The sequence below is a fragment of the Mycobacterium sp. 852002-51163_SCH5372311 genome (assembly GCF_001667115.1).
Lineage (GTDB): Bacteria > Actinomycetota > Actinomycetes > Mycobacteriales > Mycobacteriaceae > Mycobacterium.
Genome location: NZ_LZIJ01000029.1, coordinates 1 through 17,972 on the forward strand (window position 1 = coordinate 1; position 17,972 = coordinate 17,972).

The window sequence follows — 17,972 nt, forward strand, 5'->3', positions numbered from 1 at the left end:
ACATGGTCCTCGTCACCAAGACGGAAAAGTGTTGCCCGCAACGGGATCTCACACGCCAAATCAAAACTGTGCCGCGCCGCCGCGCCGATCGCCTCATCCAGCCGGCTAACCGGCCAGGCACTGGCATCAACCACATCGCGCAAGAAGTCGACCCGCTCTACAGGGACAACTACCTGTTGAGGTATCCCTTCGGGTGCGACGAACAGCGTGCGCAGGCTCTCATGGCGGCCCACCACATCACCGAGCGCAGCACCCAAGGCCTCGACGTCCAACTCGCCGACGAGCCGCAACGCGGTGGCCATGTTGTACACCGGGGAGGGCCCCTGCAACTGGTCGATAAACCACAACCGCTGCTGGGCATACGACAACGGCACCACCGCCGGCCGCGCCACCGCTACCAGCGGCTCACGCCGCCGCGAACCCACACCGACACGACACGCCAATTGGGCCACAGTGGGCGCCTCGAACACGGTGGGTACCGAAAGGTCGGCGTCCAGTGCGGTGTTGATCGCCGCGAACAGGCGCATCGCCAAGAGCGAATCCCCACCCAGGTCGAAGAACGAGTCATCGATCCCGACCCGCTCCAGTCCCAGCACGTCGCAGTAGATGCCGGCCAGGATTTCCTCAACGGCGCTGCCAGGGGCCCGGTAACCAGCAACATCCTGGGACTCTGGTGCCGGCAGGGCGCGGGTGTCCAGTTTGCCGTTGGGTGTCAATGGCAGCGCCTCGATGGCCACCACCGCGGCCGGAACCATATACGGCGGGAGCCGCTCGCCCAGCTGTGCGCGTATCTCGCTCGGGTCCGCCGTGCCGGTGACATAACCGACCAGGCGTTTGTCGCCGGGGCGGTCCTCACGGGCGATCACCACCGCCTGCGCCACCCCGTCCAGCCCGGCCAAGGCGGTCTGCACCTCCCCCAGTTCGATGCGATACCCGCGGATCTTGACCTGCTCATCGGCGCGCCCCAGATACTGCAGCTGCCCGTCAGCGCCCCAACGCACCAAATCGCCGGTGCGATACATGCGCTGTCCCGGTGCCCCCGCACCGGTGAACGGACACGCCACAAACCGCGACCCGGTCAACCCCGACCTACCCACATACCCCACGCCCACGCCGTGACCGGCCACATACAGCTCACCGACCCCACCGGCAGGTACCGCGCGCAACCAGCCGTCCATCACAAACAGCGCCGCCCCGGGTACCGGGGCGCCAACCGGCACCAACTCCGCGCCCGCCGTCAACGGCGCACTGATTGCCACGCACATCGTGGTCTCGGTGGGGCCGTAGGCGTTGACCATCACCCGTCCCGGCGCCCACCGATCCACCACCTCGACCGGGCACGCCTCACCGGCCATGACCAACGCCGCCGACTCCAACCCTTGCGGGGAGAGCGCCGCCACCGCCGACGGCGTCTGGGTCAGCACGCTGACCTGTTCGGCGACCAGCACCTCGCGGAAGTCCTCCGGTGAGCCCGCGACCGATTCGGGCACCACCACCAGCCGCCCACCGCGCAGCAGCGCACCGAAGATCTCCCACACGGACACGTCGAAGGCCAACGAATGACACAGCGCCCACACCCCCGCCGCCGGCAAGCCGGCATCCAACGATGCCAGCAACTGGGTCACGTTGTGGTGGGTGATGGCCACCCCCTTCGGCACACCGGTGGTGCCCGAGGTGTAGATCAGGTAGGCAATGTCATCGGGGGCCGGCGCCGGCAACGCGGTGCTGGGCTGAGTCTCAATGCGGGGATCGCTGAGATCGACGACGGTCAGCCCGGCGCTATCGAGCCGGCTGGCCAGCCCGGTGCTCGTGAGAGCGGTGGTCGGCGCGGCATCCTCGAGCACGAACCGCATACGGGCCGTCGGCACCGCAGGGTCGATCGGCAGATATGCCGCCCCGGTCTTGAGCACCGCCAACGTCCCCACGACCGCCTCGCCCGAACGCTCCGCCAGCAGCGCCACGCAGGCTCCCGGGCCCACACCCTGGCCAGCCAACAGGTGCGCCAACCGATTAGCGGCCTCATCCAGCTCGCGATAGGTCCACGAACACCCCTCGGATATCAGCGCCACCGCATCCGGTGTCTGGGCCATCCGCGCGGCGAACAACACCGGAACCGACACCGGCGCGGTCACCGGCTTGCTCAACACGGCTCGGTTACCGAGCTCATCCAACCGGGCATGGTCAGCCTCATCGAGTGGATCCACCGACGACAGCGGCCGGGTCGGGTCGGCGCTCATCGCCGCCAGCACCCGCTCCAACCGCTTCACTAAATCGCGGATATCACAATTTGAAAACAATTGCCCAGCACCCGCCGTGCTGAGAAAAAGCCGATCTTCGTCCCTATAAAAGAACAGTCCAAGCTGATCGACGAGGTTAGTATGGGTCAGGGTCCCCGATGCCGGAGCACCAGCAAAATCCATCAAATGAGTAGTCGGGATGTAATTGACAATTACGCGATTTGCCGCCTGCCCGGAGCCGCGGAGACGCGCCTCGTTTTCGAGAAGGCGCACCGGGAAACGCTGATGCTGCAGCGCTTCCCGCAGTCGTGTGTCGACATGTTCACAGAAACCAGCAACTGCAGACGCCGGCGAGACTTTCAGCACCAGTGGGACGTCCCCGGAAACCATTCCTGGCACCATCTGTATTTCCGGACGCGCACGCCTGCTTACCGCAAAATCGAGCACCACTTCTGAGCTCTCGTCGTCGAACCCACGCACCAGCAGCGCGCACGCCGCAGTAATCACCGACGAGCGACGCACCCGCAACGCCTGCGACAACTTCTGCATCCCTGCGACGACGACAGGGTCCAATTCAACTGGTACAGAAGACTCATACGGATCACGCTCGTCCGCGGCGGATGCCAACCGATAACGCGGTTCGCTGTCCGAAGGCAGGTTCTTGGTCCAATAAGCCTGATCATCAAGGTAATCGGTGGACGCAAGGTAATCCAACTCGCAAGCAATCAAATCACGCAGGGGCCCAAAAAAAGCAGGCGGAATCGGCGCGCCTGAAGCCATTGCGGAGTAGACATGTGCGATCCTATGACAAACAAGAGCAAGGCCGACCCCGTCTGCCACTATATGATGCCAGCAGACGAACCAATAAAATTCATCCACCCGCGTCTGTAACAACGCAAATTTGAACAGCGGCCCACTAAGCGGCATCAGCGTATGCTGAATCGAAGATGTCAGCCGATGGGCTTCCTGGACAGGATCTTGCGAGCCCGTCAGGTCATGGCAAGCAAGCTCAACTTCCGGGTAATCAACCGCTTTCTGGAAAACGTGGCCGTCCACTTCGAAAAAGGAAACTCTAAACGGTTCGGCTTCGCGCACCACTTGAACGATCGCGCGCTCAAGCAAACCAGGATCTACCCTGCCCTCGATTCGAAAAAGCTCGCCCATCTGCCACCGCGCAGCAAAGCGATCTGTTTCCTGCGCAAGCCAGATGTCTAACTGTGCGCGCGTCAGCGGTAAAGCTTGGCCGTGAGTTTCATCCATCTACCCACCCCGAAGATGAACTTGCCTTTGCCTAGGCTCCCCGCCATCCGCCCCGCGCAGATATGAGTCAGGCGATCCCAACCCTACTGCTGCCAAGGAGGTCGGTCCGGCGTTTCGGCAAACTTCCTGATAAAACCCTGAGATTTCGGACCCCGCCGATGCCACGCCGCAGGATTGTGCCGTTTGCGCTTTCCTCAAACCGCCTCGGGCGACTCGTCGCTGGTAGCGCTGCCCACCCGGGGGACGGAAACCCTTCCGACAGAGGAACATTCGGCGCTCGCTAATGCTGCGCTCGGACATGCCTGCCTTGTGCTGAAGGAGCCGGTCTCACCCGGGTCCTCGGCGCCCGAAGACCCTGCAATAAGCGAATCCCTCAGCGCAGGTGACTTACGCTCGGGGCGTGGAATCCCCGGTGCAAACCGCTCTCAGCCCCGCAATCCATGTCGAGGGTCTGACCAAACGGTTCGGGCGCGTCGTCGCAGTCGAGGACCTGAGTATGACCGTCGCCCCCGGCGAGGTGTTCGGGTTCCTCGGCCCCAACGGCGCAGGCAAGTCGACGACGATTCGCCTGCTGCTCGGATTGATTCGTCCCACCGCAGGCACTGCGGAGATCTTCGGTTGCCCTGCGGGTGACGTCCGTCGGTCCCATCGTCACATCGCATACGTGCCCGCGGATGTCGCACTGTGGCCAAGGATGACGGGCGCCGAAATCCTCGAGCTGCTTGGCTGCGTGGGTCCCGGTATCGACGCGGCGTACCGCGACGAGTTGGTCGACCGTTTCGATCTCGAGCTCAACAAGCCAGCCAAGACATACTCGACCGGCAACCGGCAGAAGGTGGCGCTTGTCGCGGCATTCGCGACACGGGCCCCGCTGCTCGTGCTCGACGAGCCGACAAGCGGCATGGACCCGTTGATGGAGCGAAGGTTTCGCGACTGCGTCGCAGAAGCACGCGAGCGAGGCCAGACGGTTTTCCTCAGCTCTCATCAGCTCGCCGAGGTAGAAGCCGTATGCGACCGCGTTGCGATTTTACGGGCCGGGCGACTCGTCGAAGTTGACAGCATCGCTGACCTACGCCAGTTGCACCAAACGGTGGTCGAGGTGACCTATCACGGCGTTCAACCTCGCCTGGAGCAAGTTGACGGTGTGTCGAGTGTCGAGCGGTTGGACGGCGAACGGTTGCGGTTCAACTTGACTGGTTCGCCGACAGCCGCGTTTCGAGCACTCGCGGCAGCCGACATTGTCGCGATCACTATGCACGAACCGAAACTCGAAGAGATTTTTCTCGCCTATTACGGACAAGCTGCACGATGACAACGGCCTCGCCGCCCGGTTCGCCGCTGGCCGGCGGGCCGCAACTCGGGCCGGGCCGGACTGTGAGCCGGTTAGCTGCGCGCCAGTTTCGCCTTGGTGCCGTGGTGGTCGCCTTGATTTGCGGGGGAATGTCCGTATTGGCCGCCAGCCAATACCGGTTGGTGAACAACTTGCTGGATGCCTCAGGTATGCGCGCCCTTGCCGACAATCCCGCCGTGAGGACGTTGGCGGGCCCGCCAGTCGCTCTCGACGATCCTGGCGGTTTCACCGTCTGGCGCACCGGCACAACTGTTTCGCTACTCGCGAGCGTATGGATCATGTTTGCCGTGACGCGTTTTACCCGCGGTGCGGAGGATGGCGGGCGATGGGATCTGCTTCTTGCGGGACGCCTGCGGAAGGCTGATTTGGTCGTCCGCTACCTGGCCGTCCTCATTGGATCCGCAATGCTGATCGGCGCGGCCGTCGCGGCGGCCCTATTGGCGGCCGGTACTCAACTGACCGGGGCGGTGATACACGCAGCGGGGATCACGGGCGTTGTTTTGACTTTCGCGGCAACAGCTCTGCTCGCCGCACAAGTGATGCCGAGGCAATCCAGTGCCACGGGATTTACGGTCGCGGCAATTGGGGTAGGCGTGCTGCTGCGCATGATCGCCGATGGCTCGCATCAGCTGGCATGGATGGCGTGGGCCACGCCGTTCGGGCTAACAGCACGCTCGGCGCCGTACGCCGACAATCGCATCGCTCCACTGATGGTGTTGGGCGCCTTTCCGATCGTGCTTTCCGCTGCAGCCCTCTTCGCGGCCCATCACCGCGATTTGGGCGACGGGATTGTGGCGTTGCGAAATACCCGAGCTCCACGAACCCGATTGTTGCAGTCGATCGGCGGGTTTGCCGTTCAGCGGACCGCGCGGACCACGCTGGGGTGGGCGGTGGTGATCGCCGCATATTACTTTCTGGTCGGCGCGATGCTCGCCTATCTCCTCGATTTGATCGAAAACAACCGGCGGTTCGCTGAACTCGCCGCGGCCGCCGGACTGCGCGGCCACGAATTGTTTGTCATCGCTGCGGCTCTGTTCGGCCTGCTCGCGGTCCCAACCGGGCTGTACGCCGCAATGCGACTTGCAACCATGGTCTTCGACGAAAGAGCCGGACGGTGGACCCTGCTGTTCGCCCAGCCAGTTTCGCGCGTACGTCTGATGTGCACCGAGACGGCGGCCACGGTTGGCGGGATGGTTGCCCTGCATTGCTCAGGCGCGATCGCCCTTTGGGGCGGTGCCAAAGTCACCGGCACCCCACTGCAGTTGAGCGATTCAGTGGCGGGTGCGCTGAATTCACTTCCGGTGGCATTGCTCGCCGCCGGGGCCACCGCGGTGGGTATCGGGTGGCTACCGTCCGCCGCCGGCGCGATCGGTGCACTGCCGCTGGTGGGCGGATTTCTGGTGAACATGATCATGCAGATCACGAAAGCCCCTCGCTGGATTATGAACCTGTCGCCGTGGGCGCACCTCGCACCCGTACCCGACACACCCCCCAATTGGCCGGCCACCGCCATTCTGTTGCTCATCGCCGCGACCCTGACTGGGCTCGGAGTGTATGGGTACGTCCGGCGCGATTTGGCAGCGTAACCGCGAGGACCGCCGAAATGCGGCGCGCTAGGCGCTGGTGTAGCCGGACTCGGGTTACACCGTCGCGTCCCATGCGTTTCGAGCCGCTATTCCGGTATATGCGCCGAGACGCCTAACATTCCTATTGTCTATTGCTAGGCGATGGAGGCGGATTGAGCGGACTCGAGAACCTCGATTTTTTTACCGACAAGTCCCTCGTCGATGACCCCAACGACTACTACGACGCGATCCATCGTTGCCCAATACGGCGTGAGCCAGCGCATGGCGTGGTGATGGTGTCAGGGTATGACGAGGCTGTCGCCGTCCAACGCGACGCCGAACAGAACTTTTCGGTGTGCAACATAGTCAGCGGACCATGGTCGGGGATTCCGAAGGAAACCGGCAGTGACGACATTTCGGATCTGATCGAACAGCACCGCCACAAGGTTACGTTCGGCGACTACTTCATAACGTTTGATCCCCCGAAGCACACGGCGCACCGCTCGCTGTTGAACAGGTTGTTTACGCCAAAGCAGCTCAAAAAGAACGAGGATTTCCTTTGGCGTCTGGCCGACCAACAACTCGACTGCTTCGTCGCGCAGGGCAAGTGCGAGATCGTCATCGACTACAACTTTCCGTTCACGCTCGTCGCAATCACCAATCTGCTGGGCGTGCCCGAGGCGGACCATGACCGATTCCGCCGCGCTGCGACGGCCAGCAGGCTCGAAGGCGAACGTAGCGGTTTTGTTGGCGTGAAAGAGGAGTGGTTCGTCGAGTACATCGAGGAGCGGCGGCGCACACCGCGCGAGGATGTGCTCACCGAGCTTGCCCTGGCAAAGTTTCCCGACGGCACGACGCCCGCCGCGATTGACGTTGCCCGCGTTGCCACGTTCATGTTCGCTGCCGGCCACGGCACCACGATCGATCTCCTGAGTCTCGCAATGCTAATGCTGGCGGAGCGACCGGACTTGCAAGAGCAGCTGCGCGAGGACCGCTCAAAGATCCCCGCGTTCATCGAGGAAATGCTGCGCTTCGAAAGCCCGATCAAATCGAACTTCCGCATGGCGCGGCGCACCACCAAAATAGGCAACGTCGATGTGCAAGCCGGTACCAGCGTATTGGTAATGAATGGTGCGGCAAACCGCGATCCACGACGGTTCGATGAGCCCAGAGAATTCCGCCTCGAACGCCCAAACATATTGCAACACATCGCATTCGGCCGTGGCATCCACACTTGTCCGGGCGCCCCGATTGCCCGCGCCGAAGCGCGGGTTAGTTTGGAACGAATCCTCGACCGGATGGCCGACATTCGACTTGCAGAAGCCCACCATGGTCCGGTAGGCGATCGTCGACTCAAATGGGACCGCACCTTCTTGTTCAGGCGCCTCAAGGAATTGCATCTCGAGTTCACTCCGGTTCAGTGAGTTGTTCTATTGCGACAACGCGGTTCATCGAATCGGTGTGCGGACACTCAGCATGAGCGCCGTCACGCCGCGACCATCAGATGGTTCGGCCGGGCGCCAGCTTGATCCCACACGCCGGCACTGTCGCTGCCGAGCCGACGGAAAGCAGGAGGCTGATTATCAGCCGCGACCGGTGACCGAAAATGTGTATCTGGTCCGGTTTGTGGCTAAGACTTCTTAAGGTTGCCGTAGGGTACCCGCAAAGCCGACTCTCAACGATGCAGGCAGTACTCCATTGGACGACACGTCGCGCGAAACGACCCCGATGCCGGTCGAACCGACCACGCAAGGCCGTAGCAGCAGAAACTTCTCGATGAGGCTGCCGCCTCGCTGGTTTATAGCCGCGGTTACCGCGATCGGCCTCATGCAGTTGATGGCAACGATGGACGGCATGATCGCGGTCGTCGCGCTTCCTAGGATCCAGAATGAGCTCGGCATCTCCGATGCCGCGCGCAGCTGGGTAATCATCGGCTACGTGCTGACCTTCGGCGGGCTGGTCCTGCTGGGTGGCCGCCTCGGTGACACGATCGGGCGCAAGCGCGCCTTCATCGTCGGCGTCGCGCTGTTCACCATCGTCTCGGCGATATGCGGCATCGCCTGGGACGGGACAGTTCTCGTTTTGGCGCGGCTGCTACAGGGCGTGGCCGCGGCGATCATCGCACCGACCGGTATGGCGCTGGTGGCGACCACGTTCGCGAAGGGGCCTTTGCGCAATGCTGCGATGGCGGTGTTGGGCACGATCGGGGGCCTGAGCTCGGTGCTGGGTCTCGTGGTGGGCGGAGCGCTCACCGAGGTGTCGTGGCGGCTGGTGTTTCTCGTGAACGTGCCGATCGGGCTGCTGGTGCTCTATCTGGCCCACAAGGCGCTGCGGGAAACGCAGAAGGAGCGGATCAAGCTCGACGCGACCGGGGCCGGGTTGGCCACGTTGGTCGTTACCGCGGCGGTGCTCGGCTTCTCGATGGGGCCGGAGAAGGGCTGGCTGTCGCCTACCACGATCGGTTCGGCTGTGGTGGCCCTGGGCGCTTCCGTGGCGTTCGTGGTGGTGGAGCGCAGGGCGGAGAACCCCGTCCTGCCCTTTAGTTTGTTCGTCGACCGCAATCGGGTGGCCATGTTTGCGGCCATCTTTCTGGCCGGTGGGGTTATGTTCACCCTGACCCTGCTGATCGGCCTGTATGTGCAGGACATCGTGGGCTACAGCACGCTGCGCGCCGGCGTTGGCTTCATCCCGTTCGTCATCGCGGTTGGCGTCGGGGCGGGCGCGGCGTCGCGGATGGTGATCTCGTTCCCGCCGCGGGTGGTGGTGATCGTCGGCGGCGTTATCGTGCTGGGCGCCGTGTTGTACGCCTCGACCCTCCACCGCGGCGTCCCGTACTTCCCTAATTTGGTGTTGCCCCTTGTCATCTCCGGTATAGGTATCGGCGTGATCAATGTGCCGCTCGCGCTCGCGTTGATCGCCAGCGTCGGGTTGGACCGGATTGGGCCAATATCGGCGATCTCGCTCATGCTGTCCCGTCTCGGCGGGCCGGTGGTGCTGGCCGTCGTCCAGGCCGCCATCACGTCGCGCGCACTGCACCTGGGCGGCACCATTGGCCCGGTGAAGTCTATGAACGCCGCCCAGTTGCACGCGCTGGACCAGGCGTACACCTACGGCTTCCGATGGCTGGCTGCGGTGGCCGTTCTCGTCTGTGGCGTGGCGCTGCTCATCGGCTACAGTGCGCAGCAGGTGGCGCATGCGGCAGAAGTCAAGAAAGCCTTCGACGCGGGGGAACTGGAGCCAAATACCAACCCGCCCAACAGCACCGACTCCACCGGGTGCCTTTAGCATCCAATTTCACAGTCCGCGGTCACCGGCTCACGGTTGGCAGCGCAACGCCATCGGCGGCACTGTCAGGTCCACGAAGTAACGCATCACCGCGCCGTCGACGCACGGATTGCCGCCCAACACCGCCGTGTGCTGGGTTCCGTCGTAGCTGATCAGGGGGGCGCCCAGCTGCCTTGCCAGGTTCACCCCGGCCTCGTACGGCGTGGCCGGGTCGTGGGTCGTCGAGACCACGACCACCTTGCCGAACGGGACCTGAGGCGCGGCGTGCGGGGATGTCGTCGCCGGCACCGGCCACAGCCCGCACAGGTCGCGCGGTGCGTGACCGGTGAACGGCCCGTAGCTGAGGAACGGCGCGGCCTGGCGGATCTGCTGGTCGGCGGCCACCCAGCTTTCCGCGTCCGTCGGCGACGGGGCGTCGACGCAACGGATCGCGTTGAAGGCGTCCTGGTCGTTGCTGTAGTGCCCGTGCTTGTCGCGGCCGTCGTAGTCGTCGGCGAGCATGAGCAGGTCCCCGGCGTCGGTGTGATTTTGCAGCCCGATCAGACCGCTGGTCAGGTACTTCCAGTGGGTCGGCGTGTAGAGCGCGTTGATGGTGCCGGTGGTCGCGTCGGCGTAGGAAAGACCGCGCGGATCCGACGTCGGGCCGGGCTTGGCGACCAGCGGGTCGACCAGTGCGTGATAGCGGTTGACCCATTGGGCCGGATCGGTGCCCAGCGGGCAGGCCGGCGAACGGGCGCAGTCGGCGGCATAGTCGTTGAACGCGGTCTGGAATCCCGCCATTTGCTTGATGTTTTCGTCGATCGGGCCCACCGTCGGGTCGATGGCGCCGTCGAGCACCATCGCCCGCACATGATCGGCGAACCGCTCCAGGTAGGCGGTGCCAAGCTCGGTGCCGTAGCTGAAGCCCAGGTAGTTGATCTGCTCGTCGCCCAACGCCTGGCGGACCATGTCCATGTCGCGCGCGGCGGACGCGGTGCCGATGTTGGCCAGGAACGCGGTGCCCATCTTGTCGGCGCACTCTTTGGCCAACTGCTGGTAGACCTGCTCGATGTGCGCAACCCCCGCGGGGCTGTAGTCGACCATCGGGTCACGACGGAAGGCGTCGAACTCGGCGTCGGTGCGGCAGCGCAGCGCCGGCGTCGAATGGCCCACCCCACGCGGGTCGAAGCCCACCAGGTCGAAGCGGCTTCGGAACTCGGTGCCATCCAGGTCGGGCGCCAAACCGGCCGCCATGTCGACCGCGGACGCCCCGGGGCCGCCCGGATTGACCAGCAGCGAGCCGATCCGCTGGCCGGTTGCCGGAATCCGGATCACCGCCAGCTTGGCTTGCGCGCCACCGGGGTTGTTGTAGTCGACGGGGACCGACACCGTCGCGCACTTCGCGGTGGGGATGTCCTTGGTGTCGCTCAGGAACTCGCTGCAGCTGCCCCAGTTCGGCTGCGCCATCGCCGGGGGCTGCGGGCTCTGCGTCTGGCCCGCACCGGGTTCGGGGGTGGCGCCGGCCACCGGCTGGACGCCAAATAGCAACACCAAAGAAAGAAGCGCCGAGCTCATTGGTCCGCGGCGCGACATGGCTGTCATCGTTGCAGCCACGGATTCCCGCCGCGACGCGAATCGGTCACGCCTTGATCACAGCCCCGGGGTGAGATGACGGCGCCAGCGCCGTCTAGCACTTGGCGCCGGACGGTGGCGTGGTGCCGTCGATGAGGTACGCGGTGATGTAGTTGTCGATGCAGTTCTCGCCCTGGAAGACCACCGTGTGCTGAGTGCCGTCGTAGGTGAGCAGCGAGCCGTGCAGCTGGTTGGCCAGGTCCACTCCGGCCTGGTAGGGCGTGGCCGGATCATGCGTGGTGGACACCACCACGGTCGGAGCCATTCCGGGCGCCGAGACGGCATGCGGCTTACTGGTCGGCGGCACCGGCCAGAACGCGCAGGTGCCCAGCGGGGCGTGACCGGTGAACTGCCCGTAACTCATGAATGGTGCGAGCTCCCGGGAGCGGCGATCTTCGTCGACGACCTTGGCCCGGTCGGTAACCGGCGGCTGGTCAACGCAATTGATCGCCACCCGCGCATCGGTGGCGTTGTTGTAGTGGCCTTTCGCGTCGCGGCGCATGTACATGTCGGCCAGCGCCAGCAAGGTGTCGCCGTGTTTGTCGCGCAACTCGGTCAGGCCGTCGGTCAGGTGGTGCCACAGCGTCGGCGAGTACAGCGCCATGATGGTGCCGATGATGGCGTCGCTGTAGCTGAGCCCACGCGGGTCCTCGGTTTTCGCCGGCCGGCCGACCATCAGGTTGTTCGGGTCGACCAGCGGATCAACCAGGCTGTGGTAGACGTCGACGGCCTTGGCCGGGTCGCTGCCCAGCGGGCAGGTCGGCTTTTTCGCGCAATCCGCCGCGTAGTCGTTGAACGCGTCCTGGAATCCCTTGGCTTGACGCAGGTCGGCCTCGATGGGATCGGCGTTGGGGTCGACGGCACCGTCGAGGATCATCGCCCGCACGTTCTGGGGGTAGGCCTCGGCGTAGGCCGAGCCGATCCGGGTGCCGTACGAGTAGCCCAGATAGGTCAGTTTGGCGTCGCCCAGCGCTGCGCGGATCGCGTCCAGGTCGCGGGCGACGTTGACGGTCCCGACGTTGCGCAGAAAGGTCAGGCCCATTTTGGTGATGCAGCGGGCGACAAACTCCTTGGTCTCGTCCTCGGTGTGCTGCACGCCGGCCGGGCTGTAGTCGACCTGCGGCTCGGTCCTCAGCCGGTCGTTGTCGGCGTCAGAGTTGCACCAGATCGCCGGCCGCGACAACCCCACCCCGCGGGGGTCGAACCCGACGAGGTCGAAGCGTTCGCGGACCTTCGGCGGCAATGTCTGGACGATGCCGAGCGCGGCCTGGACGCCGGATTCGCCCGGGCCGCCGGGGTTGATGACGAGCGATCCGATTCTGTTGCCCGTCGCAGCAAAGCGAACTAGCCCGAGCACCGCGACATCGCCGCTGAGATGTTCGTAGTCCACCGGCACTGCGAGCTTGCCGCACATTGCGCCGGCCGGCAGCTTGCCCGAACCCGTGGTCCGGCATGCCGACCACGCAATCGGCTGGCCGAGCCTGGGTCCGGCCATCTGAGGATGCCCGTCGACCACCCGGAGGCAGCCGGCGAGCAGCATCGCCACGCCGGCGGTCGCCATCGAGATCAGCAGCGTGCGCGCGATCTTGTCGCGGCGAGACAGGCACATGCCAACATATGCTGCCAGAGGACACGCACGGTGCCGGTTGGCGGCCTTACCGGGTAGCTGCGAGCAGTTCTTCCATTACGACGGCGAACTCGTCGGCCATCTCCCATAAGTCCGGCACCAGTTCCGGGCACGAAATCAGACCCATATCCAGCTTGCCGTTCAGCGACATCGCCGTCACGTTGAGCCCCGCGCCGTGGAAAATCGGCCCTAACGGGTACATCGCCTTGACCTCGCAGCCCAGCAGATACAACGGCGTCTGGGGGCCCGGCACGTTGGAGACAACCAGGTTGTGCACCGGGAGGCTTTCGGTAAACCGGGTCTTGGCGTAGACCCGCATCGCGATCCCGAACACTGCCGGCGCGGCGAACTGCGTCCAATCCTGCAGCAGCGTGGCGCCGATAGCCGAATTATGTTCTTTGGCAACAGAATTCGCTTGCGCGACGGCTTTCAAGCGTTCTGCGGGGTCGTCGATCTGGGTTTCCAGGCTGGAGAACATTCCCGAAACCTGGTTGCGCCCAGCGCGATCCGATTTGCCGTGCACCGACACCGGCACCGTCGCAACCAGCGATGTGGCGGGCAAAGCGTTGCGATCAGCCAGATATTGCCGCAGAACGCCAGACACCAAGCCCATCACGACGTCGTTGACCTTGACGCCGAAGTGGTTCTTCACCCTCTTCACGTCCTCAAGATCCAGCTGGGCGTAGGCGACGTTGCGTCGACCGGTGATGCTGGCGTTGAACACGGTTGGCGGTGCGGCGAAGGGACGCGCCATCGTCTGGCCGTCCAGCGCCCGCCTCACCGTCGTCACCACCGAGGACACCGTTTGCGGCATCACACTGGCCAGCTGCAATGGTCGGGAGGCGAACCTGAGGAGTCCGCCCGCTGCGATCTGCCAACCGTTGCCACCGCCGACGCCCTGCACCGGATCCGGGGCGGGTGCATCGGCTTCGGTGGTGCACAACTGAGACATCAGGTTGGCGCCGGTCACGCCGTCCACCCCGGCGTGGTGCACCTTGGTCATCACCCCGAGCCGGCCCCTATGGTGGCAATCGGTGCCTGCCACGCCCTCGATGACCCACATCTCCCACAGCGGTCGCCGGCGATCCAACGGCAAGGACGCGATGTGCCCACAGATCTCGGATATCTCCGCTCGCCCGCCGGGTGCCGGCAATCCGATGCGGTGCAGGTGGCGGTCGATCTCGAAGTTCTCGTCATCCACCCAGACCGGGTGGTCGAAGTTCAGCGGACTGTCGGCAAGCTTTTCGCGGAACTGCGGCATGGCTTTGATCCGCAGCGACAACGCCTCGCGCAGCCGGTCAAACGTGTAGCCGCCAGGCATGCTCGACGTGGCCAGCTCCATGACCGAGCAAACATGTAGGGGCTGTGATTCGGTTTCCAGATAGAGGAAGCTGGCGTCGAGTCCGCTGAGCCGCTGCATCCGACGATGGTATGTGTCACAGCGCCCCACGGTGACAGCGACGCATGTGAGATGGCAGACTGTGGAGGTCAGACGAACCCGGGGACCCGCAAGCCAGATTTTCTCGGCAGGGCCACGAGGATCGACCGGACTAAATCACTAGGGACAAAGATGTCTACTGAGCAACACGTCTATGGGGCCAACCCGTCCACTGCGGCTTGTTCGACTGCTGTCGCGCCGCCCGCGCCACGAGCCAAGATCCGCACCCACCACCTGCAGAAATGGAAGGCCGAAGGCCACAAGTGGGGCATGCTGACGGCCTACGACTATTCGACCGCGCGGGTCTTCGACGAGGCCGGCATACCCGTACTGCTGGTCGGCGACTCCGCGGCCAACGTCGTGTACGGCTACGACACCACGGTGCCGGTTTCCATCGACGAGCTGATCCCGCTGGTGCGGGGCGTGGTCCGCGGCGCTCAGCATGCGCTGGTCGTCGCCGATCTGCCGTTCGGCAGCTATGAGGGCGGACCCGCCGCCGCGCTGGCCGCGGCCACCCGGTTCATGAAGGAAGGCGGTGCGCACGCCGTCAAGCTCGAGGGCGGCGAGCGGGTAGCCGAGCAAATCGCGTTTCTGACCGCCGCCGGCATCCCGGTGATGGCGCATATCGGCTTCACGCCGCAAAGCGTCAACACCCTCGGTGGCTTCCGGGTGCAGGGCCGTGGCGACGCGGCCGAGCAGACCATCGCCGACGCCATCGCCGTCGCCGAAGCCGGGGCGTTCTCCGTCGTCATGGAGATGGTCCCGGCCGAGCTGGCGACTCAGATCACCGGCAAGCTGACCATCCCGACTATCGGCATCGGAGCCGGCCCCAACTGCGACGGCCAGGTTCTGGTCTGGCAGGACATGGCCGGGCTCAGCAGTGGCAAGGCCGCCCGCTTCGTCAAGCGGTATGCCGACATCGCCGGTGAATTACGCCGTGCCGCAACTCAATACGCGGAAGACGTGGCCGGCGGGGTGTTTCCCGCCGACGAGCACTGCTTCTGATCACTCGACCCGCAGCACGATCTTGCCGCGCAGATGCCCGGCGAAGCCCTCCTCGAACGCGGCGCGTGCCCGGGCGAGCGGGAAGACCGATTGGACCAACGGGCGGAGTTCGCCCGCGTCGATCAGCCGGGTCAGTTCGCCCAGTTCAGGACGGCTCGGCTCGACGATGAAGAACATCCCGGGCGCGTGGCCGGCCGGTGGCGGGCCCGGTTCCTCGACGATCGAGATCAGCCTGCCGCTGGTTTTCAGCACCGCCCACGATCGATTGAGCGTCTCGCCTCCGACGGTGTCCAGGACCAGATCAACATCGCCAACCGCCGTTTCGAAAGACTCCGCGGTGTAGTCGATGAACTGATCGACACCCAGCTCCCGCAGAAAGCTTTCGTGCCTCTGCGACGCGGTGGCGATGATGCGGGCGCGCTTCCACCGGGCGAGTTGCACCGCCAAGGATCCCACCCCGCCGGCGGCACCATGGATCAGCACCCGCTGACCCCCCTGCAGCCGACCGTGCCGGAACAGGGCCTGCCAGGCCGTCAGCCCGGACAGCGGCACCGCGGCCACCTGCACCGGATCGAGGGTTTGCGGTGCGGGCGCCAGATCCGCGGCCGGGGCGACGACGAATTCGGCGGCACAGCCGTCGCGGGGAAAATCGATCAGCCCGTAGAGCACATCGCCGAGCGCGATGTCGTCCACGTCAGTGCCCACCGCGTCGACCACTCCGCACAACTCGTGGGCCGGGATGCTCGGCAGCCGCGAGTTGCCGCTGCGGTCCTGGTAGGTCTCCGTCCAGGTGAGTTCGGTGGGCGTGATGCCGGCAGCCTGTACCCGCACGCGCACCTCACCGGCGGTCGGCGCCGGCGTCGGCGCGTCCTCATACCTGAGCTGCTCAGGGCCGCCCCGGGCATGCAAGCGAACCGCTTTCAACCGTAGATCCCCATCTTCGCCGGATATCCGGCGTGCCGCCGGCTCGGATCGCCATACCATATGCGGTCTCGGCACCCCGCGCGGACGAACTCAGCAGCAAAGCTGTTCGGGACTCCGTCGCTTTGATGTGGCACTCTATCAATGCTTCATCCTCGACCACGGAGCCAACGATGCCTGGAAATGCGCGCCATCTGGAGGTGGAACGCAAGTTCGACGTCGTCGATTCGACGGTGTCGCCGTCGTTCGAGGGCATCGCCGCAGTGACTCGCGTCGAGAAGTCGCCCATTCAATCGCTGGACGCGATCTACTTCGACACCCCGACGCAGGACCTGGCGCGCCACAAGATCACGCTGCGGCGCCGCACCGGCGGCGCGGACGCCGGTTGGCACCTTAAATTGCCCGCCGGCCCGGATGCGCGCACCGAGATCCACGCGCCGCTGACCTCCGGTAACGGCGTGCCCGCCGAGTTGCTCGACGTGGTGTTGGCGATCGTTCGCGACCGCCCGGTGGAGCCGGTCGCACGCATCACCACTCAGCGCGAAAGCCAGGTGCTGTACGGCGTGGAGGGCGACGCGCTGGCGGAGTTCAGCAACGACCACGTCACCGCGTGGACCATTGGTGACGGTTCCGATAATGGCCCTGCCCAACAAGATTGGCGAGAGTGGGAAGTGGAGCTCGTCAACGGAGCGGCCGGTGGCGAATTGTTGAACCGGTTGAGTAATCGGCTGCTGGATGCCGGCGCCGCGCCCGCCGGTCACGGCTCCAAGCTGGCGCGGGTACTGGCCGCGACGCTGGAGCACGACGTTAGCCGGCCACCCACCGACCCGGTGCATCGCGCGATGGCCGAGCAGGTCGACGAGCTGCTGGTGTGGGATCGCGCCGTGCGCGCCGACGCCGACGACGCCGTACACCAGATGCGGGTGACGACCCGCAAGATCCGTAGCCTGCTGCGGGACGCGCACGATTCGTTCGGATTGAGCGAGGGGGCGTGGATCCTCGACGAACTGCGCGAGCTGGCCGGTGTTCTCGGCGTGGCGCGCGATGCCGAGGTGCTTGCGGAGCGCTACGAGCGTCAATTGGGCCAGCTGGCGCCGGAATTGGTGCGCGGGCCCATACGCGAGCGTCTGGTCGAGGGAGCCCGGCGCCGGTATCAAACAGGGCTGCGGCGGTCGCTGATCGCGATGCGGTCGCCGCGATACTTCCGTCTGCTGGACGCCCTTGATGCGATGGTGGACGAGATCCCGGCCAGCCAGTCAGACGCGGAAGCGGAGCCGGTGACGATCGACACGGCTTACAGGCGAGTCCGCAAGGCCGCCAAAGCCGCCGCGGGCCAGCAATCCCCGCATGAGCGCGACGAGGCCGTGCATCGAATTCGCAAGCGCGCCAAGCGGCTTCGTTATACCGCAGCTGCGACCGGAGCAGAGAAAGTGTCCGAGCGGGCCAAAGAAATCCAGTCGCTGCTTGGCGAGCATCAAGACAGTGTGGTGAGCCGCGAGCATCTCAGTCAGCAGGCCGCAGCCGCTCATGCCGCGGGCGAGGACACCTTCACCTACGGCCTGCTGTATCAGCTGGAAAGCGACTTGGCCGATAGCTGTCGTCAGAAAGTGGGCGACGCACTGCACAAGCTTCACAAGGCGGTGCGCAAAGCGCGGCACTGACTCTCACAGTG

At 65.0% G+C, this 17,972-nt stretch carries 11 protein-coding genes; 6 read left to right on the forward strand and 5 right to left on the reverse strand.

The window, feature by feature from the left end; translation table 11 throughout:
* The coding region (locus A5791_RS04095) for a non-ribosomal peptide synthetase (protein ID WP_156660983.1) at nucleotides 1-3,497 on the reverse strand (3,497 nt) is incomplete at its 3' end.
* 496 nt (nucleotides 3,498-3,993) lie between these two features.
* Between A5791_RS04095 and A5791_RS04105 the strand changes: the two genes are divergently transcribed.
* The 4 genes from A5791_RS04105 to A5791_RS04120 all read left to right on the forward strand — a co-directional run bounded on the left by A5791_RS04105 (nucleotide 3,994) and on the right by A5791_RS04120 (nucleotide 9,698).
* Nucleotides 3,994-4,809 (forward strand): ABC transporter ATP-binding protein, encoded by an 816-nt coding sequence (locus tag A5791_RS04105; RefSeq protein ID WP_082966726.1) that lies wholly within the window; start codon nucleotides 3,994-3,996, stop codon nucleotides 4,807-4,809.
* Nucleotides 4,806-6,434: an ABC transporter permease gene (locus tag A5791_RS04110; RefSeq protein ID WP_067231541.1), complete on the forward strand. Its 1,629-nt coding sequence runs from the start codon at nucleotides 4,806-4,808 to the stop codon at nucleotides 6,432-6,434. The genes A5791_RS04105 and A5791_RS04110 overlap by 4 nt, the downstream gene beginning before the upstream one ends.
* A 152-nt stretch (nucleotides 6,435-6,586) precedes the next feature.
* A complete protein-coding gene (locus tag A5791_RS04115) occupies nucleotides 6,587-7,837 on the forward strand; it encodes a cytochrome P450 (RefSeq protein ID WP_067231544.1) in 1,251 nt (416 codons plus the stop codon).
* Nucleotides 7,838-8,141: 304 nt separating this feature from the next.
* The gene (locus A5791_RS04120; protein WP_067231633.1) at nucleotides 8,142-9,698 is read left to right on the forward strand and encodes an MFS transporter; all 1,557 of its coding nucleotides are present in this window, start codon (nucleotides 8,142-8,144) and stop codon (nucleotides 9,696-9,698) included.
* A gap of 30 nt (nucleotides 9,699-9,728) precedes the next feature.
* On the opposite strand, the gene A5791_RS04125 is transcribed toward A5791_RS04120, so the two are convergent.
* The 3 genes from A5791_RS04125 to A5791_RS04135 all read right to left on the reverse strand — a co-directional run bounded on the left by A5791_RS04125 (nucleotide 9,729) and on the right by A5791_RS04135 (nucleotide 14,356).
* Nucleotides 9,729-11,279, reverse strand: coding sequence for an alpha/beta hydrolase (locus A5791_RS04125; protein WP_156660984.1), 1,551 nt, complete (start codon nucleotides 11,277-11,279; stop codon nucleotides 9,729-9,731).
* A gap of 85 nt (nucleotides 11,280-11,364) precedes the next feature.
* Entirely contained in the window at nucleotides 11,365-12,918 is a 1,554-nt protein-coding gene (locus A5791_RS04130) for an alpha/beta hydrolase (protein WP_067231548.1), read from the reverse strand.
* A gap of 46 nt (nucleotides 12,919-12,964) precedes the next feature.
* Nucleotides 12,965-14,356, reverse strand: a complete 1,392-nt coding sequence (locus A5791_RS04135) for a wax ester/triacylglycerol synthase family O-acyltransferase (protein WP_067231552.1) — start codon at nucleotides 14,354-14,356, stop codon at nucleotides 12,965-12,967.
* Nucleotides 14,357-14,506: 150 nt separating this feature from the next.
* Between A5791_RS04135 and panB the strand changes: the two genes are divergently transcribed.
* Nucleotides 14,507-15,379: a 3-methyl-2-oxobutanoate hydroxymethyltransferase gene (gene panB, locus A5791_RS04140; protein ID WP_067231556.1), complete on the forward strand. Its 873-nt coding sequence runs from the start codon at nucleotides 14,507-14,509 to the stop codon at nucleotides 15,377-15,379.
* Here the strand turns inward: panB and A5791_RS04145 are convergent, their stop codons facing one another.
* Nucleotides 15,380-16,303, reverse strand: coding sequence for an NADP-dependent oxidoreductase (locus tag A5791_RS04145; protein ID WP_067231642.1), 924 nt, complete (start codon nucleotides 16,301-16,303; stop codon nucleotides 15,380-15,382). It abuts the gene before it with no gap.
* A 170-nt stretch (nucleotides 16,304-16,473) separates the two neighbouring features.
* On the opposite strand from A5791_RS04145, the gene A5791_RS04150 reads away from it, so the two are divergent.
* The gene (locus A5791_RS04150; protein WP_067231560.1) at nucleotides 16,474-17,961 is read left to right on the forward strand and encodes a CYTH and CHAD domain-containing protein; all 1,488 of its coding nucleotides are present in this window, start codon (nucleotides 16,474-16,476) and stop codon (nucleotides 17,959-17,961) included.
* The last annotated feature ends 11 nt before the right edge of the window (nucleotides 17,962-17,972 follow it).